Annotated in this window: 26 protein-coding genes; 9 read left to right on the top strand and 17 right to left on the bottom strand. The window is 63.5% G+C overall.

Annotation, left to right across the window (positions count from 1 at the left end; translation table 11 throughout):
- Positions 1-33 precede the first annotated feature (33 nt).
- Positions 34-1245 (bottom strand): ATP-binding protein, encoded by a 1212-nt coding sequence (locus B7E02_RS04835; RefSeq protein WP_080793571.1) that lies wholly within the window; start codon positions 1243-1245, stop codon positions 34-36.
- 115 nt (positions 1246-1360) lie between these two features.
- On the opposite strand from B7E02_RS04835, the gene B7E02_RS04830 reads away from it, so the two are divergent.
- Entirely contained in the window at positions 1361-2503 is a 1143-nt protein-coding gene (locus B7E02_RS04830) for a PspC domain-containing protein (protein WP_080793569.1), read from the top strand.
- An 88-nt stretch (positions 2504-2591) separates the two neighbouring features.
- Here B7E02_RS04830 and B7E02_RS04825 read toward each other — a convergent pair whose 3' ends face one another.
- The 3 genes from B7E02_RS04825 to B7E02_RS04815 form a co-directional block, all read right to left on the bottom strand.
- Positions 2592-2942 carry an imm68 putative immunity domain-containing protein gene (locus B7E02_RS04825; RefSeq protein WP_425429787.1) on the bottom strand — a complete coding sequence of 117 codons (351 nt, stop codon included), beginning with the start codon at positions 2940-2942 and terminating at the stop codon, positions 2592-2594.
- Between the two features lie 144 nt (positions 2943-3086).
- On the bottom strand, positions 3087-4658 hold the full coding sequence (gene guaA, locus B7E02_RS04820; RefSeq protein WP_080793563.1) for a glutamine-hydrolyzing GMP synthase: 1572 nt from the start codon (positions 4656-4658) through the stop codon (positions 3087-3089).
- Positions 4659-4664: 6 nt separating this feature from the next.
- The gene (locus tag B7E02_RS04815; protein ID WP_080793561.1) at positions 4665-5576 is read right to left on the bottom strand and encodes a LysR family transcriptional regulator; all 912 of its coding nucleotides are present in this window, start codon (positions 5574-5576) and stop codon (positions 4665-4667) included.
- 85 nt (positions 5577-5661) lie between these two features.
- On the opposite strand from B7E02_RS04815, the gene B7E02_RS04810 reads away from it, so the two are divergent.
- Entirely contained in the window at positions 5662-6573 is a 912-nt protein-coding gene (locus B7E02_RS04810) for an EamA family transporter (RefSeq protein ID WP_080793559.1), read from the top strand.
- On the opposite strand, the gene B7E02_RS04805 is transcribed toward B7E02_RS04810, so the two are convergent.
- Positions 6497-7669: a GuaB3 family IMP dehydrogenase-related protein gene (locus B7E02_RS04805; protein ID WP_080793556.1), complete on the bottom strand. Its 1173-nt coding sequence runs from the start codon at positions 7667-7669 to the stop codon at positions 6497-6499. The genes B7E02_RS04810 and B7E02_RS04805 overlap by 77 nt on opposite strands.
- A 266-nt stretch (positions 7670-7935) precedes the next feature.
- Between B7E02_RS04805 and B7E02_RS04795 the strand changes: the two genes are divergently transcribed.
- The 5 genes from B7E02_RS04795 (at position 7936) to B7E02_RS04775 (ending at position 12913) form a co-directional block, all read left to right on the top strand.
- The gene (locus B7E02_RS04795; RefSeq protein ID WP_080793551.1) at positions 7936-8202 is read left to right on the top strand and encodes a lactococcin 972 family bacteriocin; all 267 of its coding nucleotides are present in this window, start codon (positions 7936-7938) and stop codon (positions 8200-8202) included.
- A 19-nt stretch (positions 8203-8221) separates the two neighbouring features.
- Positions 8222-10318, top strand: coding sequence for a hypothetical protein (locus B7E02_RS04790; RefSeq protein WP_143336644.1), 2097 nt, complete (start codon positions 8222-8224; stop codon positions 10316-10318).
- Positions 10319-10338: 20 nt separating this feature from the next.
- Positions 10339-10977 (top strand): ATP-binding cassette domain-containing protein, encoded by a 639-nt coding sequence (locus B7E02_RS04785; RefSeq protein ID WP_080793547.1) that lies wholly within the window; start codon positions 10339-10341, stop codon positions 10975-10977.
- Between the two features lie 35 nt (positions 10978-11012).
- Positions 11013-12134, top strand: a complete 1122-nt coding sequence (locus tag B7E02_RS14020; protein WP_143336643.1) for a sensor histidine kinase — start codon at positions 11013-11015, stop codon at positions 12132-12134.
- A gap of 116 nt (positions 12135-12250) precedes the next feature.
- The gene (locus B7E02_RS04775; RefSeq protein WP_080793542.1) at positions 12251-12913 is read left to right on the top strand and encodes a response regulator transcription factor; all 663 of its coding nucleotides are present in this window, start codon (positions 12251-12253) and stop codon (positions 12911-12913) included.
- Here the strand turns inward: B7E02_RS04775 and guaB are convergent.
- Positions 12904-14424 carry an IMP dehydrogenase gene (gene guaB / locus B7E02_RS04770; protein ID WP_080793539.1) on the bottom strand — a complete coding sequence of 507 codons (1521 nt, stop codon included), beginning with the start codon at positions 14422-14424 and terminating at the stop codon, positions 12904-12906. The two genes, B7E02_RS04775 and guaB, sit on opposite strands and share 10 nt — an antisense overlap.
- 185 nt (positions 14425-14609) lie before the next feature.
- Between guaB and B7E02_RS04765 the strand changes: the two genes are divergently transcribed.
- The gene (locus B7E02_RS04765) at positions 14610-14981 is read left to right on the top strand and encodes a DUF5319 domain-containing protein (protein WP_218672375.1); all 372 of its coding nucleotides are present in this window, start codon (positions 14610-14612) and stop codon (positions 14979-14981) included.
- Positions 14982-15086: 105 nt separating this feature from the next.
- Here B7E02_RS04765 and B7E02_RS04760 read toward each other — a convergent pair whose 3' ends face one another.
- Together B7E02_RS04760 and B7E02_RS04755 are read right to left on the bottom strand one after the other, a co-directional pair.
- Complete coding sequence (locus tag B7E02_RS04760; RefSeq protein WP_080793538.1) at positions 15087-15965, bottom strand: hypothetical protein; 879 nt, start codon at positions 15963-15965, stop codon at positions 15087-15089.
- On the bottom strand, positions 15962-16531 hold the full coding sequence (locus B7E02_RS04755) for a sigma-70 family RNA polymerase sigma factor (RefSeq protein WP_080794437.1): 570 nt from the start codon (positions 16529-16531) through the stop codon (positions 15962-15964). The genes B7E02_RS04760 and B7E02_RS04755 overlap by 4 nt, the downstream gene beginning before the upstream one ends.
- 384 nt (positions 16532-16915) lie before the next feature.
- Here B7E02_RS04755 and B7E02_RS04750 point away from each other — a divergent pair, with 384 nt between their 5' ends.
- Positions 16916-17215 carry a WhiB family transcriptional regulator gene (locus B7E02_RS04750; protein ID WP_080793536.1) on the top strand — a complete coding sequence of 100 codons (300 nt, stop codon included), beginning with the start codon at positions 16916-16918 and terminating at the stop codon, positions 17213-17215.
- A gap of 81 nt (positions 17216-17296) precedes the next feature.
- On the opposite strand, the gene groL is transcribed toward B7E02_RS04750, so the two are convergent.
- The 9 genes from groL to B7E02_RS04705 all read right to left on the bottom strand — a co-directional run bounded on the left by groL (position 17297) and on the right by B7E02_RS04705 (position 25500).
- Positions 17297-18910 carry a chaperonin GroEL gene (gene groL / locus B7E02_RS04745; protein WP_080793535.1) on the bottom strand — a complete coding sequence of 538 codons (1614 nt, stop codon included), beginning with the start codon at positions 18908-18910 and terminating at the stop codon, positions 17297-17299.
- Positions 18911-18921: 11 nt separating this feature from the next.
- Positions 18922-19221 (bottom strand): co-chaperone GroES, encoded by a 300-nt coding sequence (gene groES, locus B7E02_RS04740; RefSeq protein ID WP_143336699.1) that lies wholly within the window; start codon positions 19219-19221, stop codon positions 18922-18924.
- Between the two features lie 216 nt (positions 19222-19437).
- Entirely contained in the window at positions 19438-19866 is a 429-nt protein-coding gene (locus tag B7E02_RS04735; RefSeq protein ID WP_080793532.1) for a hypothetical protein, read from the bottom strand.
- Positions 19863-20285, bottom strand: coding sequence for a hypothetical protein (locus tag B7E02_RS04730; RefSeq protein WP_080793530.1), 423 nt, complete (start codon positions 20283-20285; stop codon positions 19863-19865). The genes B7E02_RS04735 and B7E02_RS04730 overlap by 4 nt, the downstream gene beginning before the upstream one ends.
- A 52-nt stretch (positions 20286-20337) precedes the next feature.
- Positions 20338-22026 (bottom strand): bifunctional ADP-dependent NAD(P)H-hydrate dehydratase/NAD(P)H-hydrate epimerase, encoded by a 1689-nt coding sequence (locus tag B7E02_RS04725; RefSeq protein ID WP_080793529.1) that lies wholly within the window; start codon positions 22024-22026, stop codon positions 20338-20340.
- A gap of 20 nt (positions 22027-22046) precedes the next feature.
- Positions 22047-23081: a tRNA (adenosine(37)-N6)-threonylcarbamoyltransferase complex transferase subunit TsaD gene (gene tsaD, locus B7E02_RS04720; protein ID WP_080793528.1), complete on the bottom strand. Its 1035-nt coding sequence runs from the start codon at positions 23079-23081 to the stop codon at positions 22047-22049.
- Positions 23078-23566 (bottom strand): ribosomal protein S18-alanine N-acetyltransferase, encoded by a 489-nt coding sequence (rimI, locus tag B7E02_RS04715; protein ID WP_080793526.1) that lies wholly within the window; start codon positions 23564-23566, stop codon positions 23078-23080. Before rimI ends, tsaD begins: the two co-directional genes overlap by 4 nt.
- The gene (tsaB, locus tag B7E02_RS04710) at positions 23563-24237 is read right to left on the bottom strand and encodes a tRNA (adenosine(37)-N6)-threonylcarbamoyltransferase complex dimerization subunit type 1 TsaB (RefSeq protein WP_080793524.1); all 675 of its coding nucleotides are present in this window, start codon (positions 24235-24237) and stop codon (positions 23563-23565) included. The genes rimI and tsaB overlap by 4 nt, the downstream gene beginning before the upstream one ends.
- Positions 24238-24243: 6 nt before the next feature.
- Positions 24244-25500, bottom strand: a complete 1257-nt coding sequence (locus B7E02_RS04705) for an alpha/beta fold hydrolase (protein ID WP_080793523.1) — start codon at positions 25498-25500, stop codon at positions 24244-24246.
- Positions 25501-25546 lie beyond the last annotated feature (46 nt).

The raw sequence follows: 25546 nt of genomic DNA, 5'->3' as shown, positions 1-25546 counted from the left end.
TCAGGGTACCGCGCCACGGGCACGCGCCGCCCCTCACACGGCCATCGTGATGGAAACCTCGGTTCCCTCCCCCGGTGTGGACTTCACCGTCACGGTTCCCCCGGCACGCTCCACACGCCCGCGCACGGACTCCGCGAGCCCGTGGCGCCCCTCCGGAACTTCGTCCGGATCGAAGCCACGGCCGCGGTCGCGGACGAAGATGCCGAGCTCCCCCGCCAGGATCTCGGCATAGACATCGGCGGTCTCCACACCGGCGTGCTTGGCGACGTTGACCAGGCATTCCCTCGCCGCCAGCACCGCCGCCTGCGTCGCATCGGTTAAGGGCTCATCCGTGCCCACCGTCACCGGCACGATGCGCAGACCGAAGAGATCCTCCACCTCCGCGCACGCTCGTTCCAGTGCGGTGAACACCGTCCCGGTGGTCTGCGGGGTCTTGTCCTGGGATTCAAACAGCCACTGCCGCAGCTCGCGCTCCTGGCCACGGGCCAGACGTGCGACCTCTGCCGGGTCGGCGGCGCGTTTCTGGATCAGCGCCAGGGTCTGGAGCACCGAATCATGCAGCCGGGAGGCGATCTCGGCGCGCTCTGCGGCGGCGGCCTTCTCCGCACGCTCCTCCCCCAGCTGGTCCCACAGCCGCAGCCACAGCGGCACACCGAGCGCCGCCACACCCAGCAGGGTGAGCACCACGGTGGTCAGCGCCGCCCCGAAACCGGCCTGCGAGTCCCAGTTCATCACCACCACCACGATGGCCGCCAGAACCAGCACCCCGCCCGCGACGATGATCAGGATATTCGCCCCCGAATCCAGCCCGCGGTCATAGGCCAGCCACACCATGAGGATGCCGACACCGACGATGACGATCGGGATAATCAGCGCCAGCCCGAAACCCGTGGTCAGCATGAGTGAGAAGGCCGCGCCCAGCAGCGCGACCACCACCAGCACCCAGGAGAGCACCCTGCCCATCGACGCCCCTTCCGCCGGCGCGGACCCCGCATCCCCCTCGGGTGCGGAATCCAGGGCGGTGAAGATCCAGACCAGGGCGTAGGCGACCAACCCCACCCCGTTCAGGAGGGCGGAGATGATCAGGATGGCGCGCACCCAGAACACCGAGACACCCAGGTGCTCGGCGAGCCCGGAGGCCACACCGGCGACGACGCGCCCCTGACGTGCACGCAGGAAGCGTGGATAGGGGGCCGCCAGCTGCCCCGCCGGCTGCGGAGAATAGGGCGCGGGTGTGGAACTCATGCCTTGATCTTGTCACGCCGTCACCGGAACCGACCATCCGGGAACACCCTGAAACGGCGGATCTCAGGGGCTTCCCCGATTCCTTTCAGCACCCCGGCGCGCCAAGATTGAAACCATGAGCACCGACGGCTATCTGCCCTTCGCACAGGAGGGCGCGAACACACCCAGAGGTCCCCAGGGGGTGGTCCGCCAGATCTGGGACACCCGCCCCGTGCGCATCCCACCCGAGCAGGGCGGCAACGCGAAGATCGCCGGTGTCTGCGAGGGTATCGGTATCCGCTACCAGATCGACCCAGTGCTGATCCGCCTGACCTTTGTCATTCTCGGCTTCTTCGGAGCCGGGATCAGCGCCTATCTACTCATCTGGCTGCTGCTGCCGCGGTACTCCGTGCCGGTGTCACCACTGGAGGCGATCTGGAAACCCGGGCACCCCAGGGACCGCACCCACGGCTGGTGGCTGCTGATCTTCTTCCTGCTCTTCTCCGGAGTGTTCACCGCGGGCACCTCCGACTTCTTCAGCACCGCCTCCGCCCTGACCTATGTGCTGCTGGCCGCCATGTTCTGGGCGCTGTACAAACGCCACCCCATCCCACCGCTCGGACTACTCCCCCCAGGAAGCGAGGACACCATGAACGACCGGAACTACGATCCGAACCTCTACCCCCAACCGCAACCCGATCTCAGTTCGATCACCCCCGTCGAGGGATACCCCGCCCCCTTCGCCCAGCAGTCCGCCACCTCCCCGGCCTGGAACCCGCTGGCCGTGAACAACAACGCGTGGAACGCGCCCATGGCCTATCAGCAGCAACCGCCGACCAGGCGCAAACGCAGGGTCTGGCCGTGGGTGCTCATGGGCCTGGCCGCAACCGGCGCCGTCTCCCTCATGATCGCCGGGACCCTCGGTTCCGCCTTCTACCACCTGGACAACTCCGAGGATGTGACCATCGGCGACTTCTCGGTCGCACCCACCAACGATCAGCTCCAGGAGGTCTACAGCTCCGGCATCGGCGAGATGGATCTGGATCTGAGCAAACTGACCCCGCTGGAGAGCCCCCGCGAGATCTACGTCAACACCGGCATCGGCGAGACAACCATCACTCTGCCCACCACCGTTCCCGTCGAGCTGACCTGCGTCACCGGTATCGGCGACAGCAACTGCACCCCGGGGACCTACAACGACGGCGCCGAAGGGGAGCGGTTGAAGGTGAATCTGTCATCCGGTGTGGGTGATGTGAGGGTCAACGTCGGCGGGGAGTGAACCGGGGGCGGTTTCCGGCAGCGGACCGGGGGTGACTTCCCGCCGGGGGAAACGACCCGCCCCGGCCGAGTGATGCGGCAACCTCGGCCTAGTCCAGCCTTCCCCGCAGCTGCTCACTGAGATCGGCGAATTCGCTGAGGTCGTCCTCGTCGAAACGATTGGCCGCGGCATGGTCCTCCGGCGAGAGCGCGAAGTATTTCAGTGCGGTGTTGATCTGCGTGTTCTCCTTGGAATCCACGTGGAAGGTCAGGCGCTCGGATTCCACGATGAGGGCGGCGAGTGCCGCGACCAGCATGAAGGCGTCCCCGAAGCCCTCGATCCGAGTGTCGGTGTAGTTTCCGGAGAGCCGGTCGAGGCCGAGGTCGGAGAACACCTGCCGCACCTCGATGGCCGGGTTTCCAGAATCGACGGTGGCCTCCAGGTGGGCGATCAAGGCCATCGCCTCTGCGGAGGTGCCGAAGTAGCTGTCCAAATAGCTCAAGGTGCGGCTCGCTTTCTGCGCGGGTACTGGTTGGCTGCTGCGGTCAACAGTACGCGCTGCGGTGGGGGCGTCGATAGGCGTGGGGCCGCCCTCCGGGGCCCGCTACTCCCACTCGATGGTTCCCGGCGGTTTGGAGGTGACGTCGAGGACGACGCGGTTGACGTCGGCGACCTCGTTGGTGATCCGGCTGGAGATCTTCTCCAGCACCTCGTAGGGCAGGCGGGTCCAGTCCGCGGTCATGGCGTCCTCGGAGGACACCGGGCGCAGTACGATGGGATGGCCGTAGGTGCGGCCGTCGCCCTGGACGCCGACGGAGCGGACGTCTGCGAGCAGGACAACCGGGCACTGCCAGATCTTCTCGTCCAGGCCGGCGGCGGTCAGCTCGGTGCGGGCGATCAGATCGGCCTGGCGCAGGGTCTCCAGGCGCTCCTCGGTGACCTCACCGATGATGCGGATGCCCAGGCCCGGACCGGGGAAGGGCTGGCGCCCGACAATCTCGGCGGGCAGACCCAGTTCGCGTCCGACGGCGCGGACCTCATCCTTGAACAGCAGGCGCAGCGGCTCGACGAGCTCGAACTCCACATCGTCGGGCAGTCCGCCTACGTTGTGGTGACTCTTGATGTTCGCGGTGCCCGATCCCCCGCCGGATTCCACGACATCCGGGTATAGGGTGCCCTGGACCAGGTAATCCACGCTGGATCCCTCGGGGGCGTCGGCGAGCACGCCGGCGACGGCGCGTTCGAAGGAACGGATGAACTCCGCGCCGATGGCCTTGCGCTTTGCCTCGGGATCGGTGACACCGGCGAGCTTGCTCAGGAAGGACGCCCGCTCATCGACGGTGACCAGCTTCGCGCCTGTCGCGGCGACGAAATCGTGCTCGACCTGCTCACGCTCACCTGCACGCAGCAGCCCGTGGTCAACGAAGACACAGGTCAGGCGGTCACCGATGGCACGCTGCACCAGGGCGGCAGCAACGGCGGAATCCACGCCGCCGGACAGCCCGCAGATGGCGCGGCCCTCGGGGCCGATCTGCGCGCGGACCTTCTCCACCAGCTCCTCGGCGATGTTGGCCGCGGTCCAGTCCTGCTCCAGACCCGCGATCTCGGTGAGGAAGCGGGTGAGCACCTCCTGACCGTGCGGGGAGTGCAGCACCTCGGGATGGTACTGCACCCCGGCCATCCGCTTCTCGACGCTCTCGAAGGCCGCCACCGGCGCCCCCGCGGAGGTTGCGGTGACAGTGAAGCCCTCCGGCGCCTTCGAGACAGCGTCACCGTGACTCATCCACACCGTATGGGTGGGCTCGAATCCCTCGTGGAGGATGCCGCCCTCGACTTGGAGATCGGTGCGGCCGTACTCACGGGAGCCGGTGTTTGCCACGGTGCCGCCCAGGGCATGGGTCATGGCCTGGAATCCGTAACAGATACCGAAAACGGGCAGACCCAGCCCGAGGATCTCGGGATCGAGGGACGGCGCACCCTCCGCGTACACGGAGGACGGGCCCCCGGAGAGAACCAGGGCGGCGGGGTTCTTCGCCTGGATCTCCGCGGCGGTGGCGGTGTGCGGAACAACTTCGGAGTAGATACCGGCTTCACGCACGCGACGTGCGATCAGCTGCGCGTACTGTGCGCCGAAGTCTACGACAAGTACGGGGCGATGATTGGTTGTAAGGCTCACGGGAGTTCACTCTACTAGACCACTGTCAATGATCGTCTCCCTGGCCACCGCCGCCAGGGCCGAACGGAAGGCGCGGATCGCCGGCAGCTCCTGCCTGCCGGCCCGCACGGCCGTGTAGAGGGTTCGGGTGGGGTTGTCAGGCAGATCCACCACACGCACACCCTCGAGCATCGGGGCGAGCAGCGTCGGTGTGAAGCTGACGGCGTGGCCGAGCCGGACGAGGTGGATCTGCAGGAGCGGATCGATGGTGGCGAAGGCCAGGCGCGGGACGAATCCGGCCCGGCCGCACACCGCTGCGGCCCAGTCCCCCGTCGGGACCCCGGGTGGATCAATGGCGAACGGCGCCCTGTCGAGTTCCTCGATGCCGTCCACTGCGAGCGGGCCGTCCTCGGGTGTGATCAGGTGCATGGGGTCCTCCAGGAGGATCTCGCGGTGGATCCCCGGATCCAACGGGGGAATCTGCCCCTGGTACTCCTCACCGAGGACCAGATCGACCTGCCCGGCCAGCAGCTCCTCCATCGCATCGAGGACCTCGCGCTGGGCGACCTCCACGGTCAGTTCGGGATACCGGGCGTTGAGGCTGCTCAGTGCCGGCGGGAGGATGGTCGACAACACCGATTGGAAGGAGGTCACCCGCAGTGTGCCGCTGACCGCGTCATCATAGGAATGCACCGCGACCAGTGCCTGGTCCGCCGCGGCCAGCAGTGCCGTGGCGTGGGCGAGCAGGATCTCGCCCTGTTCGGTCAGGTGGAGGGTGCGGCCGATCTTCTCAAAAAGGGGCACCCCCACCTCCCTCTCCAGCAGCGTGAGCTGCTGGGACACCGCTGAGCGTGAATAGTTCAGTGACTCCGCCACGGAGGTGATCGTGCCCAGACGGTGGAACTCCTGCAGGAGGCGGAGGCGTGCCAGGGAGAGCATGCCTAAAATGTACAGGTTTGCTTAACTTTTATGGTCGATTTATTCCGCTTGTTCTTACCGGTTGATCTCGGCCATGATATAACCCATGAACAAGTCCGCCGTGCTGCTCGTCCTCGGCTCCTGCCTCTCCCTCCAGTTCGGTGCCGCCGTGGCCACGCAGATCTTCCCGCACGCCGGGCCCTGGGCGGTGACCGCCCTGCGCCTGCTCATCGCCGGCGCCGTGCTCGCCGCCGTCGCGCGGCCGGCGGTGCGCAGCTGGAGCGGCAGGCAGTGGACGGCGGTCACCGCCTTCGGCATATCCCTGGCGGGAATGAACAGCTTCTTCTACGCCTCCATCGAACTGATCCCACTCGGTACCGCGGTGACACTGGAGTTCCTCGGTCCGCTGCTGCTCTCCGCGTTGCTCTCACGCTCACTGCGCGACGGATTGGCCGTCGGCCTCGCGGTCATCGGCATGGGGCTTATCGGGGTCGATTCGCTGACCGGCAACCCCCTCGATCCCCGCGGCGTCATCTTCGCCCTGATCGCCGGTGCCTTCTGGATGGCCTACATTCTGGCCAGCAAGAGGGCCGGACAGCTCGTTCCCGGACAGGGCGGACTGGCGATGGCCTTTGTCATCGGGGCACTGCTGGTCATCCCCTTTGCCGGTGACGGAATCGGGGTGATCGCCACCGATTCCCATCTGCTGCTGCTGGCGGTGGCCACCGCACTGCTCGGCTCGGTCATCCCCTATAGCCTCGAGCTGGCCGCCCTGCGGCGCCTGCCCGCCGGGGTCTTCGGCATCCTGCTCAGCCTCGAACCGGTGTTCGCGGCGTCGATAGGCTGGGTGTTCCTGCACCAGGACCCGAGCGCACTGAAGTGGCTGGCGATGGCCCTGGTGGTGGCCGCGAGCGTGGTGATCACCCTGCCCGCGGGGAAGGCTAGCGCTGAACGTGCAGCGTCACCTTCTGGAAACTCTTCAGATCCGTATAACCGCACTTCGCCATCGCCCGCTTGAGGCCCCCGGAAAAGTTCTCCACACCCCACGGCAGCTGCGAGGGACCATTGATGATCTGGGCCAACGAGGGGACGTCCTCGTCGAGGAAGCCGGAATCGGAGACCACACCGCGCGGAAAGCGCGGGTGCGCGGCCACCGCCGGCCAGAAGTAGCCGTGTCCGGCGGCTTCCTTCGCCCGTGCGAGCGGGGATCCGAGCACCACAGCGTCCGCGCCGCAGGCGATCGCCTTGACCACATCACCGGAGTTCTCGATGTCACCGTCAGCGAGGATGTGCACGTAGCGCCCGCCCGTCTCATCGAGGTAGTCGCGCCGGGCGGCGGCGACATCGGCGATGGCGGTGGCCAGCGGCACCTTCATGCCCAGGGCGAGGGCATTGGTGTTCTCGCCACCGCCGACGATGATGCCAACGGCACCGGTGCGCATCATGTGCAGTGCGGTGGTGTAATCGCTGACACCGCCGGCGATGACCGGAACGTCGAGCGAACCGATGAACTCCTTGAGATTGAGTGCCTCACCACCGGTGTCCACGTGCTGCGCCGAGATCAGGGTTCCCTGTATGACCAACAGATCCGCACCCGCCTTAACGACGACCGGTGCCAGCTCGCGGGCGTTCTGCGGTGACACCCGCACCGCGACGATCTGGCCGGAATCGCGGACCTGGCTGATCCGTTCGGTGAGCAGATCGGTGTCCAGGGGGGCTGCGTGCAGCTGCTGCAGGGTGCGGGTGGCCGCGGCCTGGTCGCCGCCGCCGATGATTTCCAGACCTGAGGCATCATTGCGATCCTCATTGCCCTCGTAGGCGGCGATCACCTTAGCGATCGCACCCTCTATATCGGCATGCCTTCCCCAGAGCCCCTCGGCGTTGATCACGCCGAGGCCACCCTGCTTACCCATCTCAATGACAAACTCCGGGCTGGCCAGGGCATCGGTGGGATGGTTGATGAAGGGGACCTCGAAGCGGTAGGCGTCGATGTGCCAGGTGGTATCCACATCCTTGGAGGAACGCGTACGGCGGCTGGACACAACCGAGATGTCATCGAGGTTGTACGTGCGACGTGCCTCGCGGCCGATACCGATTTCTACATGGTCACGCATGTGACTAACGCCTTCCTTGATGGTTGTCTTACCGGAGAGTGAGTCTACCCGAGGTTCACTGCGGGTCGGTTTCGATGTAGTCCAAGGCATAAATGAAGCGGTAAAGCAAGGGTCCTTTGACACCTATAATGTGGACCACAAGACCCTTGTAGCACGATACGTGGAATTGGGATGATACTGACTGCACCACCACCCGAGGGAAATCCTCCTTCGAATACCCGACAAGGACACGAAATGAAAAAACTAGGTTCAGGTTCCGCTTAAGCGTGCCATCCGTCATAGCCGGTCTAACAGTATCTGGGGCAGCTGCCGCATCAGCAACAACAATCAACATTGATGGTGGCGTCTGGGACTACGGTGTCGGAAGCGGCACGGTGTGGTCCAACTACTTCCACAACGGAAAATCCCACGGTTCCACCGCGGTAGGAACAATCACCAGTGACAGCGGATGCACGAATCGGAATACGTGGTCCAGGGCAAGCGCACCATCCAAGGTTATTGGAACCAACAAGACATACTATCGTTTCTGCTGATGCAGACTCATGGCTAAGAATGGCCACCGGTGTCATATTCACCGCGGTGGCCATTTCCGCACTTTCGAAGGATATTGCTTCCATGCATCGTTACCTGTCGCTGCTCTTCAGCGGAGTGGCCACAGCCCTGCTCCTGTCACCTCTGGCAGCCGTTTCAATGACTTCGACCTTGTCGGAGCTTGCTCCGGAATTCGGAAACCAGCGCGTCATGATCGAAGATTCGAATGGAACTGTATCGGCATCGGAACTTCGCCAGTTAATCAAAGAATTTTCCATCGAACATGACACCGCAGTTTCGCATAGTGTGTACGAAACTGAAGCGCATCTCGAGGATCCCGACGCTCAACTCATCACATATGCTGTCACAGCGCCCCCCGGCCATCCCCTCTCAGACATGGTCCGGAAGGGGAATCGAAAATTTGTCCCACAAAGCCCCATGAAGTTGTTAGACCTCATGCAGGAGACAACCTTGGATCCACGGGGAGTCTACGCGCTCTCGGGCCCGAAGGGTGTGGATCAGAAGTTCCTTGAAATGGCTCAGGCGCATGGCTTAAATGGTCAGACCCAAAACATTGTTGGTGTCACAGGTGCCTTGTCGGCGACGCCGATATTGGTCACCGTATCACTCGTTGGATTGCTAGTTTTTGGCCTCTCGGCGGCGCATGTGATCTTTCGCTCTCGTACCTATGCAATCCACCAGATGCTGGGATTGCCACTGAGAAGGACCATTTTTATGGAAGCACGAGAAATAGCTCTGCCCACAGCCATCCTTGCTGCTGCGGCCGGAGGTTTCACCTCCATCTCTCTCGCTTTGTATAACCAATTTGCAGAAATTGGTCTCTTTCTCAGGTTCTTCCTTATAGTCCTGATTGTTCAGGCAGTGCTGATTGCCAGCGCATACCTCCTGAGTCAGGCGGCGCTTCGCAGCACTACATTGGTCAACGCCATCAAAGGCGCACGCCCGATGTCTCAAATATCCATCAGCATCATGGCACTGCGCATTTTAGCGATTATCCTCACTCTGGGAACCGCCGGATCAATGACGGCACTAGTCATCGAATCCGACCGGGTCGAAGCAGACCGACCATGGTGGGACAATCGAGGCGACGCTGTACAGATTGGCGTCGCAGCAGGCAAAATCAACTCAGTTCCGGAACTGGGTGCCACACTGAGAATGATCGATTCCAATGATGAACTACTTCTGGTCTCCACCGAATGGGCCCGCGGTAGTGAAGCTCTGTCCCACCCACTAGTACTCAGCAATACCCACTTCGCGCTCACCGAGGCCGGTCTATCGGAAGAAGATCTCGGTGGTGATGCAACGACGGTAACGGTGTTGACTCCCGCAGACACTCCTGAACGTGACATCGTCCACATCAGCACCACCCTCGAATTTGAAGCAGGCCTGGCGGGAATCGAGAGTCCTTCAATCAAGCAGGTTCCCTATTCCGATGACAGAGAGGTATTCACCTACAGAACTCTTTCCAGGGGTGCCTTCTTGGAGCCGTCCACGGTTCATAGTCCCATCATCGTCGTCCTTCCTCGTGGGCTTTCCACATTGTCCGATCGCAATATCGGGGCATTGGCGACAAACAACGCCCTCCTTCTAAACAATTCCATGGTGGCAGAACAGCTGATCAACGTTCCCCCAGATGACAGATTGGTGGCAGCGGCAACACCTGCGGTGAACACCTGGAACGAAGCCAGAAGTAATCTGCGTATTCAGCTTCACATGGAGGGGATAAATGTCCTTCTTGCGACCATCATCATCACGGCTATAGTTCTGGTCTCCGCCGTCAGCTATCAGATAAAAAATAACCTCCGCCTACATGTGGGCTTTCTCCTGGGGCGGAAGCCCTGGTTCCTCCGGAGAGGCTTAATGGCCATGGAAATTCTCACCTGGCTAATTCCGGCAGTGTGGGTGATCCGTCGGATTCAGGTTCTCCACGAAAACACCGCGATGAACAACCCTTCAGGCGATTTTCTCAGCAGAAGTGGAGCAATATCACCTCAGCTCATCGTCGTTATTTTCGTTCTCATCACCTTCTGGTCACTCCTTACTTTGTCTATGACTGCCTATCTCGATCGGACGCAGATCAAGCGTCCTCACACATAATCTCGAGAGGAACACCTCACATGAACATCAGTATCCGCCACGCGTCAAAATCATTCGGTGGCAGATCCCTCTGGGAAAACATCAACATCGACTTTCCAACTGCCGGTATCAGCTGCATTACAGGCGTATCCGGATCAGGGAAGACCACACTCTTCAATTGCGTGGGAGCATTGGACACCCTGGATTCTGGAACAATCACTTTTCGCGATGTAGAAATTTCTTCGCTGCGCTCGCGACAGCGTCGACTGTTCCGATGGGCCATGGTTGGATATCTGTTTCAGGATTATGCACTCATCCCCGATCGAAGTGTCAGCTACAACCTTGCCCTGGCCACTGAAGGCAGAAAAGCCACCCGAGAAGCGATGTCCATGGCTCTTGATGATGTCGGACTTGCTGGTTTCGAAAGAAAAAAGGTGCACGAACTGTCTGGAGGCGAACAGCAATGTGTGGCTTTGGCACGGTTGATTCTGAAGAAGCCTTCCCTCATTCTCGCCGACGAACCGACAGGCGCACTCGACGACTCAAATGCGATAATGGTGATGAAGAAGCTCCGTGGATTAGCAGATGATGGCGCGACTGTGGTCATAGCCACCCATTCACGCCTGGTGACGGAGCACTCTGACGTAAGCATCGATCTTGGAAAGTTCATCACAGCATAATCATGAGGGGAAGGCGTCCCAGCAACATGCCACAGGTGGGAAAACTCAGCGGAGTCAGGAATCTCGTACCAGGCATTGCATGCGGAGGCATTACCTGTGTCCTCGGCATCACCGAGATGGTCGCCAGATCCATTCCCGTTGACTCTCAGTCACTTTCTATCCTCATCCTCTGCGCAATTACGGTCGCGATAGCACCGGCGTTTCCACGACTCTCGGTAGTATTTCTCGTACCGATTTCTTGGTTCTCATTCGTTTATGCTCCACTACCACTCTTTTCAATTTGTTTACTCAGTCCCTTCCTTTGTGCATATTCCTACTACCGCGGCCATAAGATTTTCGCCATAGTGTTCTCACTTCTCCTGTGTTGGATTGAATCCAGCGAGGATGCAGGCCCATTCTGGGGACTTGGATTCCCAGGGTTCGCATTTCTCATTTGGGGGACCTTTTTCATAGTTGCCCTGTCAGCGGCAGTGGCACTGGTCACGGCGAAGGAAGCCACCGAACGAGCAGGAGCGGAACGCATGGCTCTTCTCAAGGACACCCACGACTCCATGGCCTCGCAACTGCACAATTCAGTCGCCCGGGAGTTGACTCGTGTCGTCATGAAGTCAGAAGCTCTGACATGCAACCCACACAGCCTGCTGTCCGACTCCGAGCACGCCGAGCTTCGGGAAATCAGTACCTCCGCTCGTCATGCTATGGCCGAGGTGAGGTCTCTAATAAGATCCTTTCCCGCTGTCTGGCCGAGTGTTGACGCAAACGTTAATCAGAAACCATTGGCTCAGTTTGTTGAGGAGCTCCAAAAGTCCGGATTCAACATCGCGGGCGAATCAACAACGATGCCTCGCGAGTTTGATCGTTCCACGACCTCAATCTTAGGGCTCGTTCTCGCTGAAGTTTCAACGAACATCAGCAAGTATGCTGAGCCAATCTCCGAGGTTTGTATTTCATCTGATGAAGATCCAAGCAAGTGTGAAGTCTCCATCACCAATTACGTCAAGCAAGAAGACCCGCCGTCAGATCTCTCTACCGGGTTTGGTATTCCCGCGATGAAGGCTGCTGTCGAGAGCATCGGTGGCCATTTCTCATCTTCCGAAATCCACGGACTTTGGACTACGTCAATCTCAATCCCGCTGAATCCTAGGAAAGAACAATGACCCCTTTGCTCATGGAACTCGTTTTGGCACTCGGCCCAATCCTCCAGGAGATGCCGGCGCAAACAGAGAACTTCTTTTGCCAGAGCCACCCATCACTGCCCTGGTGCAAAAAGTAAATGCGGACAGAACAAACTGAACGCCACATTTCTGTTCTTCTCGTCGACGACGACGCTTTCGTCCATTCGGCGCTGATCAGATATCTCGAGAACATGCCAGAAATTGATGTTGCTGGAACTGCCGCCAACGGAAAGGAAGCACTGGACTTCCTGTCCCACACTACGGTGGACGTCGTTGTCTCCGACATTAAAATGCCGATCATGGGCGGACTCGAGCTTCTCACCATGCTCCAAGAAATGCCCCTGACCCCTCATTTCGTCGCTATGACCGCTTTTGATACAGAAGATACACTTTTACGCGTATTGGATCTCGGCGGAACGGCATACTTTGTCAAGACTGATGACCCTGACGAAGTCTGCGCCATTATTCAGAGAGCCGCGACCGGGAAACGCACCATGTCACCAGTTGCGTTGGAACGCATTCTGACTCTCATCTCAGCAACTCACCCTGGTCAACATCATGTAATAGAAGACTCACTCACACCTTGGGAGCGACGCATCCTCGACGCAGTGTGCGAAGGACGATCCAATCAAGCGATCGCCTCTGATTTTGGCTACTCGCTGGGAACCATCAAGAAGGCCGTGTCGAAGCTACTCAGCGCATTCAACGCCACAAGTCGCACCCACCTTGTGGCTGAAGTACTAAAAGCCCGTTACCGGTAGTTCGGCGCTTCCACCGTCTGCTGGATGTGGTGCGGGTGCGATTCCTTCAGACCAGCGCTGGTGATCTGTACGAAGCGGGCGTTGTGCAGCTCTTCGATGGTTGCAGATCCGGTGTAGCCCATCGCCGCACGCAGACCGCCGACCTGCTGGTGGATGATGTTCTCGATGGAACCGCGGAAGGGAACGCGCCCCTCGATGCCCTCGGGCACGAGCTTTTCCTCGCTCTTGACATCAGCCTGGAAATAGCGGTCCTTGGAGTAGGAGCGCTTCTCACCGCTGAGGCCACGGCCCTGCATCGCACCCATCGAACCCATGCCACGGTAGCGCTTGTACTGCTTGCCGTTGATGGTGATGGTCTCCCCCGGAGCCTCCGCGGTGCCGGCGAGCATGGAGCCGAGCATCACCGAGTTCGCTCCGGCGGCCAGCGCCTTGGCGATGTCACCGGAGAACTGCATGCCTCCGTCGGCGATGATCGGGACACCAGCCTTCCGCGCGGGCACCGATGCCTCCATGATGGCGGTGATCTGGGGTGCCCCGACGCCGGCGACGACGCGGGTGGTGCAGATGGAACCGGGGCCGATGCCGACCTTGATGGCGTCGGCGCCCGCATCGATCATCGCCTGGGCGGCGCCACGGGTGGCCAGGTTGCCGCCGATGATCTCCACTCCGGCGAACGCCTTCTTCACCTTTGAGACCATGTCGAGCACGCCACGGCTGTGCGCATGGGCGGAATCGACGACGAGGATGTCCACGCCGGCGTCGACGAGCGCTCCCGCACGCTGGTAGGACTCCTCACCGGTGCCGATGCCCGCGGCGACCAGCAGCCGGCCGGAGGCGTCCTTGGCGGCCTGGGGGTACTGCTCGGTCTTGACAAAGTCCTTGACGGTGATCAGGCCGACCAGCTTGCCGTCGCCGTCCACGATCGGGAGCTTCTCCACCTTGTTGGCCGAGAGCAGTGAGAGCGCCTTGTCCTTGGTCACGCCCTCCTCCGCGACCACCAGTGGCATGGGCGTCATCACCTCGTCGACACGACGGGACATATCCGATTCAAATCGCATGTCCCGGTTGGTGCAGATGCCCAGCAGCCTGCCGTTGTCATCGACCACGGGCAGACCGGAGATGCGGAAGCGGGCGCAGAGGTTGTCCACCTCGCCGATGGTCATGTCCGGCGAGCAGGTCACCGGATCGGTGACCATCCCGGACTCCGACCGCTTCACCAGCTCCACATTCTGTGCCTGCTCCTCGATGGAGAGGTTTCGGTGCAGCACCCCGAGCCCACCCTGGCGGGCCATCGCAATGGCCATCCGCGCCTCGGTGACGGTATCCATTGCCGCTGAGATGATGGGGGTGTTCAGGCGGATGTTCCTGGTCAGCTGGGTGGAGGTGTCCACCCCTGAGGGAACGATATCGGAGGCATCCGGGATCAACAGGACATCATCGAAGGTCAGGCCGACGAGTGCGACCTTGTTCGGATCGTCTCCTCCGGTGGAAACCCGGTGTTCGGTGGTCATTGGTAACAGTTCCTCCTCATTTCGTGTCCGCGATGTCCTAAACCTTAGTGCCAAATCCCCGATTCAGATAACCATCCTCCAGGCGGTGTAACATTCTCCACCGGCTGCCACCCATGTGGCCGGCTCCACCCCGCCGCGCCGCCGCTGGTTGCCCATTACCCCCGTCAACCAATAGGGTAACGGGTGTGAACTTTGATGCGATGATGCCCCGCGACCCGTTTGCCGACGATCCCAACGACCCGGCATCCTTCCTCACCGAGGATGAAGCCCTCGAACCGCTCTCGGACGAGGAACGCCCACACGTTGAGCAGGACCTGAAACTGGTCACCGAGTTCAAGCGGATCCTCCGTCCCCGCGGCATCGAGGGTATCTTCTTCATGTGCGAGGACTGCGAGGAGTTCCACTACTACGAATGGGACATCATGGCCGCGAACATGCGCGCCACCCTCGCCGGTGAACTCAGCCCCGTCCACGAGCCGAGCCTGCGCCCCAATGTCGACGCCTACGTCCCATGGGACTACTGCCTCGGCTACCTGGACGGCCTCGAGGCGAAATAGCCACCCGGAGCTTTCGCCGCATACATAACAGTGCACCCCGTGGATGCTCACGGGGTGCACTGTTATGTATGCGCTCGGTTCAACCCTCCCTGCGCACGGGGGAGTCTATCCCTGGGGCGGGGTCAGGCCACCCTCCCCCGGGGTCGAGGTGACGGTGATCGTCTGCGGCGGCGCGAGTGTCTGCGTCGGGGCGACGGTGGGATAGACCGGAGCCGGAATGATCGTCTGCTGCACCGTCGTTGTATAAGTCTCGGTGTGCGTGACGGTCTCCGGGGCGGCCGGTGCGGCCGGCGCCTCCGTGGTGGTCAGGGTCTCCGTGGTCACCGAGGTCGCGGGGGCTGCGGATTCCGTGGCGGGCGGCTGGTCACCGCGCTGCCTCTCCTGCATCTGACCGATCATCGCGCGCGCCTGCTCGAGAAGTTCGCGGGCTCCTTCCACATCACCGTTGGCGGTCCGGGAATCCACCTCCTCGAGGGTGCTGGCGAGCTCGACCACACTGGGATCATCGGTGTGGAACAGTTCGCTCCTGATTCCGTACAGCGGCGAGTCGGCGTCGGCGTTGTACACCGCGGTTCCACCACCGGCGATGAGCAGGGTGGCCGCAGCCGCGCCGACGAGTCCGCTGAGGAAGGGGTGCGACTTGCGGTTGCGGCGTGCTTCTCGACGCTCCCCAAGGTCCACCACATCCGTGGCACCGTCGGCCTCGGGTGTCACAGGGGTGAACTCCGTGGTCCGCGGGGAGGCGTCCGGCGAGGCCTGACCGGCGGGCGGGAGCAGGGATTCGAGATCGGGAACCGGGGGCATGTCGGCGTTGACCTCTCTCCCGAAATCAAGGAGGAGGCCCGCGAGGGGATCCGACCCCTCGGAGGGATCAACGCCGCGGGACAGGTCGCTCAGGAATGAATCGTCCTCGAACAGCTTCTTCAGCTGTTCGTTGACGATTTCCCGGCCATCCCTGTCACCACCATTGTGACGTCGATTCATTGTCTGCTCTCCTGCTGCTCCAGTGCGCTTCGAAGTGAGTTGAGTGCCCTGTGCTGAGCCACCCTCACAGCACCTGGGGTGCTGCCCACCATCTCTGCGGTTTCCTCTGCCGACAGTCCCACGAGGACCCTGAGTATCAGGATCTCACGGGCCTTGTCACTGAGTAGATCGAGAAGCTCCCTGACTTTGTTACTTCCATCCCGGACCAGCGTGAACTCCTCCGGGGTGAAAGTATCGGGTTCACTGTCGGGGACGGTCTCGGTCGGGGTGGACTTGTCCCTCGACATCGCGCGGTGCGCATCGGCGACCTTGTTGGAGGCGATGCCGTAGACGAAGGCCATGAACGGGCGGCCCTGGTCGACGAAGTTTCCGATGGAGGTCGCCACCGCGAGACAGATCTCCTGGGCGACATCATCGGGGGTCGGCTGCCGTCCCCCGCCGATCCGGGCCCTGGAGTAGCGCAGCACCATGGGATGGACAATCTCCATTATCCGCTGGAGCGAGCGACGGTCTCCCGCCGCGGCACGCGGCACCAGGTCGGCGAGTTCCTGCTCCAATTCAGCCACCTTCACCCACCTTCCTCCAGCAGTTTCATTGACACCCGGCCCCCGTGGGCCCCTCTGGGATACGCACCCGAATTCGGCGATCCGCGCCGGGTCGTTTTGCCCATCTTAACCCCGGCCGCCGCAAACCCGTCCCCTCCCGGCCAGGACGGACACGGAAATGCGCCTCTCTCACATTCTCCTGAAGAATTCATCGGAGATTCATCTGAGACCAAATCCGCAGTTCACAGGGTTATTTTTTGGTTACACCTTTGCCCTGCCCGCATTTGGTCAACTTTTCGCCACCATACCGACACTATTCGTTCACCACCTGCGTCGACACTGTCTCTTCGGGCAAACACCCACACACAGTGACTATGAACTCGCTAATTTAGGGAGTAATTGAAGATGACATTGCCTCACCTCCTTCCGGGACCGAACGCGGACTTCTGGGACTGGCAGCTCCAGGGCGCCTGTCGCGGCGAGACCTCCGAGGTCTTCTACCACCCTGACGGCGAGCGCGGCCGCGCCCGCCAGCGCCGCGAGCTGCGTGCCAAGGCCATCTGCGCCTCCTGCCCCGTTCTGGAGGCCTGCCGCGCGCACGCGCTCTCCGTCGCGGAACCCTACGGTGTCTGGGGCGGGCTGTCCGAGTCCGAGCGTCTGCTGATCCTGCGCCGCAGCGAACGCAAGCAGCCCGTCACCGCCTAGGACCCGGCCGCGGCGCCGCAGTCCGGGAGAAGATACCAAAACAGGCCCCTCGCAAAGGAGGGGCCTGATTTGTCTGTCTATCTAGTGGTTGTGACCGGCGTGTGCGTCATCCGCACTCTCCGCGGGCTTCTCCACCACGGAGGCCTCCGTGGTGAGCACCATCCGCGCCACCGAGGTGGCGTTGACCACGGCCGAGTGAGTGACCTTGACGGGGTCGATGACGCCGTCCTCGATCAGGTTGCCGTACTCGAGGGTGGCGGCGTTGAAACCCTGCCCGTTGGGCAGCTCGGCGGTGCGTGCGACAACGACGGCTCCGTCGAGTCCCGCATTCGCGGCGATCCAGTACGCGGGCTTGGCAAGAGCCACGGCCAGCGCACGGACACCGATCTTCTGATCGCCGTCGAACTCCTCGGCGTAAGCCCTGAGGGTCTCGGCGATCTGCACCAGGGCGGAACCGCCACCGGCGATGACACCCTCCTGAGCTGCGGCACGGGCGGCGTTGATGGCGTCCTCGACGCGCAACTTGCGCTCGCCGACCTCGGTCTCGGTGGCTGCACCGACACGGATGACCGCGACACCTCCGGAGAGCTTCGCCAGACGCTCCTCAGCCTTCTCCCGATCCCAGGAGGAATCGGTGGTCTCGATCTGGCGTCGGATCTGCTCGCGGCGGACCTCGACGGCCTCGGCGCTGCCGGCGCCGTCGACAAGCACGGTCTCATCCTTGGACACGGTGACGCGACGGGCGGACCCGAAGACCTCCGCACCCGCTTCCTTCAAGGTGATACCGACCTCGGGGTCGACGACGGTGGCGCCGGTGACCACGGCGAGGTCATCCATGAACGCCTTACGACGATCACCGAAGTACGGGGACTTCACGGCGACGGCGTTCAGCGTCTTGCGGATGGAGTTGACCACGAGGGTCTGCAGGGGCTCGCCCTCGATGTCCTCGGCGATGATCAGCAGCGGCCTGCCGCTCTCCACCGTCTTCTCCAGCAGCGGAAGGAAATCCGGCAGGGAGGAGATCTTGTTGCGGACCAGGAGGATGGCCGGGCTCTCAAGGACGGCGGTCTGGGTGTCGCTGTCGTTGATGAAGTACGGCGACAGGTACCCCTTGTCGAAGGCGATGCCCTCGGTGATGTCGAGGGTGGTCTCGATCGACTGTGACTCCTCGAGGGTGACCACGCCGTCCTTGCCCACCTTCTCCATGGCGGCGGCGACGATCTCGCCGATGACCTCGTCGCGGGAGGACACGGTGGCGACGTTGGAGATCTCCTTGGTGGAGGAGACCTCGGTGGCGCGCGCCGTCAGTTCCTCGATGACCTTCTGCGCCGCGGCATCGATGCCCTTGTTCAGCTCGATGGGGTTGGCGCCGGCGGCCACATTGCGCAGGCCCTCGGAAATCAGTGCCTGCGCGAGCAGGGTGGCGGTGGTGGTGCCGTCGCCGGCGACGTCATTGGTCTTGACGGCGACGGACTTGACCAGCTGTGCGCCGAGGTTTTCAAAGGGGTCCTCGACATCGATCTCGCGGGCGATGGTCACGCCGTCGTTGGTGACCTGCGGGCCACCGAATGCCTTATCCAGGACAACATTGCGACCGCGGGGGCCGAGGGTGACCTTAACGGTGTCTGCCAGGGCGTTGACGCCCCTGAGAAGGCCTTCACGGGCGTCCTGGTCGAAAGCGATGAGCTTTGCCATGAACCTGTCCCCTACTTCTCGACGATTGCGAGGATGTCACGTGCGGACAGAAGCAGGTACTCTTCGCCCGCGTACTTGATCTCGGTTCCGCCGTAGCGGGAGAAGATCACAACGTCATCTTCCTTCACGTCGAGCGGGATACGCTTGCCCTGCTCGTCGAAGCGGCCCGGGCCGACGGCGATCACGGTCGCCTCCTGCGGCTTCTCCTTCGCGGAGTCCGGAATGACCAGACCGGAAGCGGTGGTGGTCTCCGCCTCGTTGATCTGAACCAGGATCTTGTCCTCGAGCGGCTTGATGTTGACGTTTGCCACGATGAATCCCTCCATGAGAAAAGTTATTAGTTGTGCCGGTTGCGTCTTTCCAGCACAGCCGTCGTCGCGGGTGAACAACTGTGTGTCAAACAACCTGATTGGCACTCTACCCCTGTGAGTGCCAGTGCTCAACCGCGCCCGTACACGCTCTCAGCGAACATCCCCGGTCACCGCTGCTCAGGGCCGTGAATTTTTCCTCCCCGCTCCCTGCGCAGCCTAGGGCTCCAACCTGCCGGTGTTGATCGCGGCGTTGCGCCAGAACTCGAACTCCCCCGGGCTGTCCTGCTGGTAGGTCCGCACGGTACGGATACCGCGCTCGACCTCGCGGATCTGCGCGGGCCCGATATCACCGCCGTCGCGGCCGAGGAATATCACGCGGCCACAGATGGCGGCGGTGGGGTCGGTGAAGAAATCGGAGTTGCCGGTGGCGCGGTTGCCAGCCCCCAGTGAGGCCACGGGATTGGGTTCGGCCCCGTCCATCTTCGCGGTGACATCGAAGAGCGCGGAGAACACCGGCCCGATCTCGCTGAAGGAGACCTCAACCTGATCGAAAAGAAACCCGCCCAGGTATCTGGGCAGGGTGGAATCATCGAATTCTATCGTCAACGCCGTGAAATCGGTGTCAACGATGAAACCAGTGGTCATTCCTTGCCGAAGTTGATCACCGCGGCCCGCCACAGGCCGAACTCCTCCGGGAAGTCCTCGCGGTAGTTTCTCGTCGCCCGGATACCGTCACGCACCCGACCGATCTCATCCTCGCCCACATCCTCGCCCTCGGCACCGACGAAGATCACGGATCCGCAGATTGCGGTGGCCGGATCGGTGAAGAAGGCCGAGTTTCCGGTCGCCGCGGCGTTGCGCCCCAGTGAGGCGACGGGGTTGGGCTCGGCACCGTCCTCGCGGGCATGGGCGTTGAACAGGGCGGCGTAGGTAGAGCCGTCCTCCTGGAACGCCACAGCCACGCGGTCATCGGTCACGCCGCCGAGAAACTGCGCGGCCTGCTCCAACTCAAATTCGATGATGCGGTTGCTGAGGTCGGGGTTGACAAGAAATCCTTTGGTCATACCCTCAATAAACCCCATCGGGTTGAAAGCGGCGACTCGGGGCCCCAAGAATTCACTGAAAGTTCACGGACTTCCCCGCATTGACGCTCGCGGTGGCCGCCGGAACGGCATCGGCGATCCGGGATGCCGAGGTCGGCGCGGGGCCGAACTCGGTGCGCGCGGACAGCGCCGCCGCGACCGCATGGATGGTCACCGCCACGGCGACGATGGAGTAGACGGCGGACTCCGGGAGCTCCATTTCGGGGATGAACTCCGGCAGGCGGTCGAGCTCGGCGCGGCTGTGCGCCAGGTGCGCGCCGATCACCCCGGCCAGCACGTCACCGGAGCCGGGGGTAGCCGACCAGGAATGCCCGGCGTCGATGGCGAAGACGAAGTCCCCGGTGGCGACGATCGTGGTGCGCCCCTTGAGCAGAACACAGCAGTTGAACTCAGCGGCCATCGCAAGCGCCGCACCGATGGGGTCCACCAGCGGCGACGCGATCTCCCCGAGCTGCTCGGCGAGTCTGGAGAACTCGCCGGCGTGCGGGGTGAGAACAGTGGCGTGCCGGCGGGCCCGGAGTGCGGAGCGCAACCGCGCGCTGCGGGCCAGAAGGGTGATGCCGTCGGCGTCGATAAGCACCGGCTCCGGTGCGCTGAGCAGCGCGGAGAGCTCATCGATCTGCCTGAGCCCGGTGCCGCGCCCCGGACCGAACACCCAAGCCTGCACCCGTCCGGTTTCCGGAAGTGTCGGGGCGGCGACCACCTCGGGCAGGGTCTGGGTCACCGGCGCTGAACCGACGTAGCGGACCATGGAACTGCTGGCGCGCACGGCACCTGCCAGGGACAGCAGGGCCGCGCCCGGGTAGCGCCGGCTCCCGGAGAGCACACCGACCACTCCCCCGCTGTACTTGTCCGAATCCGGGTGCGGCTCCAGGTCGAGGGAGATGAACTGGCGGCCGATCGGCTGCGCACCCTCGATGTCGAGCGCCGGGCCCTCGGACCACGCCCTGGAGGCGTAGACCTTCGGCCCCGCGTCCTTCGTTTCAATCTCCGCCAGTGTGGCGGCCAGTGACACCCCGCCCTCCGCCTCGATGTGCAGACCCACCAGCAGCCCCTGCCCGCCGCTACGGTTGACCGCGTGCGCCCGCCTGAGACCACCGAAGGTCACCGTGACATCAGCCAGCACGTGGGTGGGAATCTTCTGGCGCGCCACCGGAGCGTCCTGCTCATAACCGTCGAGAACAACGGTGGCCGGTTCCGGCAGCGCACCGGTGTCCGCATCCACGCCGGAGGGAACATCGACGGCCAGAACCGGAATCTGCGCGGAGTAGAAGTTCTCCAGGTACCTGGCGATATCAACGGCGATACCGCCATGCCCGCCGATGCCGAGGATTCCATCGATGAGCAAACGGTAGTTGTAGTGCGATGGCGCCGAATCAAGAACCCTTCCGCCCTGCGAGGTGAAGTACTCCAGGCCCGCCTGGTGGACGCGGTCACCCACGAGCAGCGCATCCACCCGCCATTCCTCCTCGGCGAGAAAGGCACCCGCGTAGAGCGCGTCGCCGCCGTTGCCACCGGAGCCGACGATGAGCAGGACGCGCTCATCCTCGGAGGCCACGGGCAGCTCGCGCTCCAGCATCGCCGAGGCGACATCGGCCACCGCGGAAGCGGCGGCGATCATCATTTCATCGGGGTGGCTCTGCCGCACCAGGAGCGTCTCCTCGGCACGGCGGATCTGATCAACGGTGAACACGGACTTCATGCCGTTTAAGTCTAGGTAACTCAGGCCACCTGTGGAGTGGAGACGGGCAAAGAGGGATCGGTGCCCACGGACATGGACGAGGCGGTGGCACCCTCGTGGATGAGCTGGGCCGCGAGCGCGGCGATCATCACCCCGTTGTCGGTGCACAGCGGGAAGCGGGGAACCCGCAGTTCGATCCCGGCCGCGGCGCATCTGATGCCGGCGAGCTCCCGCAGGCGGGAGTTCGCCGCCACACCGCCACCGAGCAGCAGCACCCCGGCCCCGACGTCGCGGCACGCGCGCACGGCCTTGAAGGTCAGCACATCGCACACCGCCTCCTGGAAGCCGGCGCAGACATCCTCCACCGAGATCGTCTCATCGTTGCGCTCCGCGGCCTCGACATAGCGGGCGACCGCGGTCTTGAGTCCCGAGAAGGAGAAATCATGACGGGAATCGGATTTCTTCATCAACCCGCGGGGGAACCTGATCGCCTCCGGATCACCGCGGCGCGCCAACCTGTCTATCACCGGCCCGCCCGGATAACCGAGGCCGAGCAGCCGGGCGACCTTGTCGTAGGCCTCACCCGCGGCGTCGTCAAGCGTGGAGCCGAGTTCACGCATCGGCAGTCCGACCCTGTCCACCTCGAGCAGCTGGGTGTGCCCGCCCGAGACGAGCAGCGCCACCGAGTGCGGCAGTTCCGCGCCCTCGAGGTTGGACACGGCGACGTGCCCGCCGAGGTGGTTGACGGCGTAGAAGGGCACACCCCAGGCGGCGGCGTAGGCCTTGGCGGCGCTGGCCCCCACCAGCAGCGCACCGGCGAGTCCGGGGCCGACGGTGGCGGCCACCGCATCGGGCTTGTCCACGCCGGCCTCCGCCAGCGCCGCGCGCATCACCGGCACCATCGACTCCAGGTGCGCGCGGGAGGCGATCTCGGGAACCACTCCCCCGAAACGCGCGTGCTGCTGCATCGAAGACGCCACGCTGTCGGCGAGGATCCGCACATTTCCCTGCTCATCCAGTTCAACGATCCCGACACCGGTCTCGTCGCAGGAACTCTCGATACCAAGGACAATCATTTCTTCTCTCCCAAACGATCACTGCGGCGGTCACGCTGCATGGTGTAGGCATCCGCCCCGGAGGGCCGGTAGTAGTTCCTCCGCGTGGCCAGGGTGCGGAAACCGAAGGCCTCGTACATGGTGATCGCCGCGTCGTTGTCGGTGCGCACCTCCAGGAACACCGGTCCGTCATGGCTGTCGGCCGCATGCATCATCTGCTCCATGAGCACCCGGCCCAGACCGCGGCGCTGATAGTCCGGATCCACGCCGATGGTATGGATCTCAAACTCGGGATCCTCGGCCGGGCCGAGCATGGCCAGGCCCGCGTAGGCGACGAGCAGGTCCCCGTCGAAGGCACCCAGGTAGAAGGTGGTGGGATGGGAAAACTCCACCGCGAAGACATCGCGGGGCCAGGGGTTGTCACCGGGGAACAGGATCTGCTCCAGCTCGGCGCAGCGCTGGGCGTCCGCGCGTGCGAGTTCCCGCAGCTCAAACTGTGCGCTCATGGACGCACCTCGGGAATCGCCGCGGAGGTCGGCCTCGGCCGGGGTTCCTTGGCATCGGGTCGGCGCAGGTACATCGGCACCAGGGGACCCGGGGTCTCCTCCAGGTCGGCGCAGGCGAGGAGGTGCGCGGTCGTCGGCCGCAACCGCTGCGTATCGACGCCCACAAGTGCCGCCGGCAGCTTCTCCACGAGGTGCTGCGGGATGACCACGACATCAACGTCCTCTTCGAGGACGAGCGCGCCGGGGGCGACCACATCCGGCCCGCTGCGACGCACGCCCGCGCGGTAGGTGGCGTAGTAGATCTCCCGTCGGCGGGCGTCGGTTGCCACCAGTGCCGAGGAATACCGCCGCCAATCGATGCCGGCGGCGATCGCATCGAGGGAGCACACCCCGTGCACCGGTATGCCCAGGGCATCGCCGAAGGCGGCGGCGCTGACCATTCCGACCCTGAGGCCGGTGAAGGGGCCTGGTCCGCAGCCGACGACCACCGCGTTGAGGTCACCGAAGGAGACTCCGGCCTCCGCGAGCGCCTCCTGCACCATCGGGGTCAGCTGCTCGTTGTGGGCCCGGGTGTCCTCCACAACGCGCTCGGCCAGCGTGGCCCCGGAGTCGCTGTCGATGATGCCGGTGATCAGATCGGGGGTGGAGGTATCGATCGCTAGAACTAACACAGCCAGTCAGCGTACCCGTCGGCCCTGCGCCAGGTCGATCAGGTGCGCGAGCACCTCCCCGTTGCTCGCGCGCAGACCGTTATGCTCGTGGGCGCTGGTGATGAAGGTGCGCACGCCGGGGAGGTGCGCCGCGGTCTCCAGGGAGAAGTCGAGGGGGACGTAGACATCGTTGGCGTAGACCGCCGCGGCGCCCGTCGCACCCGAGAGCTCCAGTGCCGCGGCATCGTAGAGCTTCGGCCACGGGTTTCCCGCCAGCTTCAGCGCGACCTCCTTCCAGGGACGCAGTGCGGGGACGGTGTCCAGCCAGTCCCGGAAGACATGCTCGCCGGTGAGCAGGGTCGGATCCTCGGTGAAATCCCGCGGGTAGGCCCGCTCCGCGGCCCAGTCGGTGACCACCCCGTCCGCATAGGAGGATTCGTGGAGAACGTAGTAGAGGGGGTTGCGGGCGCCGAAGGGCAGCAGTTCGGCGAGGTCGTGACGGAATGTGTTGGAGCCGGGATCGAGTTCGAGCAGGTTGTGCAGGCTCAGCCAGCCGTCATCGCTGCCAAGCAGGTGACCGAGGGAGCGCAGACGCGATTCCGAGACCACCTCCCCGGTGGGCAGCACGATCTCCCCGGCCCTGGCACGCTCCACCAGCTCCCTGATGATCCCGTGGTGCCCTGGGAAGCGGCGGTAGTAGCTCTCACTGACGTGGCGCATCCTGGAGTAGCAGTTGGTGTAGACGTCCTCGGCGGGCCGGTCGATGGCGCTGAGCCCCCCGGTGAAGTACACGGTGTCCAGGGAGTAGGCATGGGTGGACAGGTAGTGCAGTGTGGTGAAACCGCCGAAGGACTGCCCCAGCACACTCCACCTGTCCACCCCGAGGTGGGCGCGCACCGCCTCGCAGTCACGCACGATGCCGTCGGCGCGCAGGTGGGTGAGGTACTCCGCGACCTCATCGCTGCTCCGCCCCTGGAGAAGGCTGTCCGAGACGGCCGTGGAACGACCGGTTCCGCGCTGATCGAGCAGCACCACACGGTAGTGCCGGAGCGCCTCGGCCAGCCAGCTCGGGCTGAGCGGGGACAGGCTCGGCCGCGGCGCCTCGTGCCCCGGACCGCCCTGGAGGAACACCAGGTAGGGACGGTCCTCCCCGCCCGGCGCGGTGGCGATGCGGGCGAAGACATCAATGGTCCGCCCATCCGATTCCGATGTGGTCAGCGGGAGGGTGAGGGTGAGTTCCTCGAGGGCGAGGTCACCGAGGTGGGTGCGGGTGGGATTGGTCATGGCATCCCAGGTTACGCGGATCCGGCGGCCGGGACGGTAGCCGGGG

The sequence above is a fragment of the Corynebacterium pacaense genome, assembly GCF_900169525.1.
Lineage (GTDB): Bacteria > Actinomycetota > Actinomycetes > Mycobacteriales > Mycobacteriaceae > Corynebacterium > Corynebacterium pacaense.
This window is presented reverse-complemented; position numbering and strand designations above follow the sequence as displayed.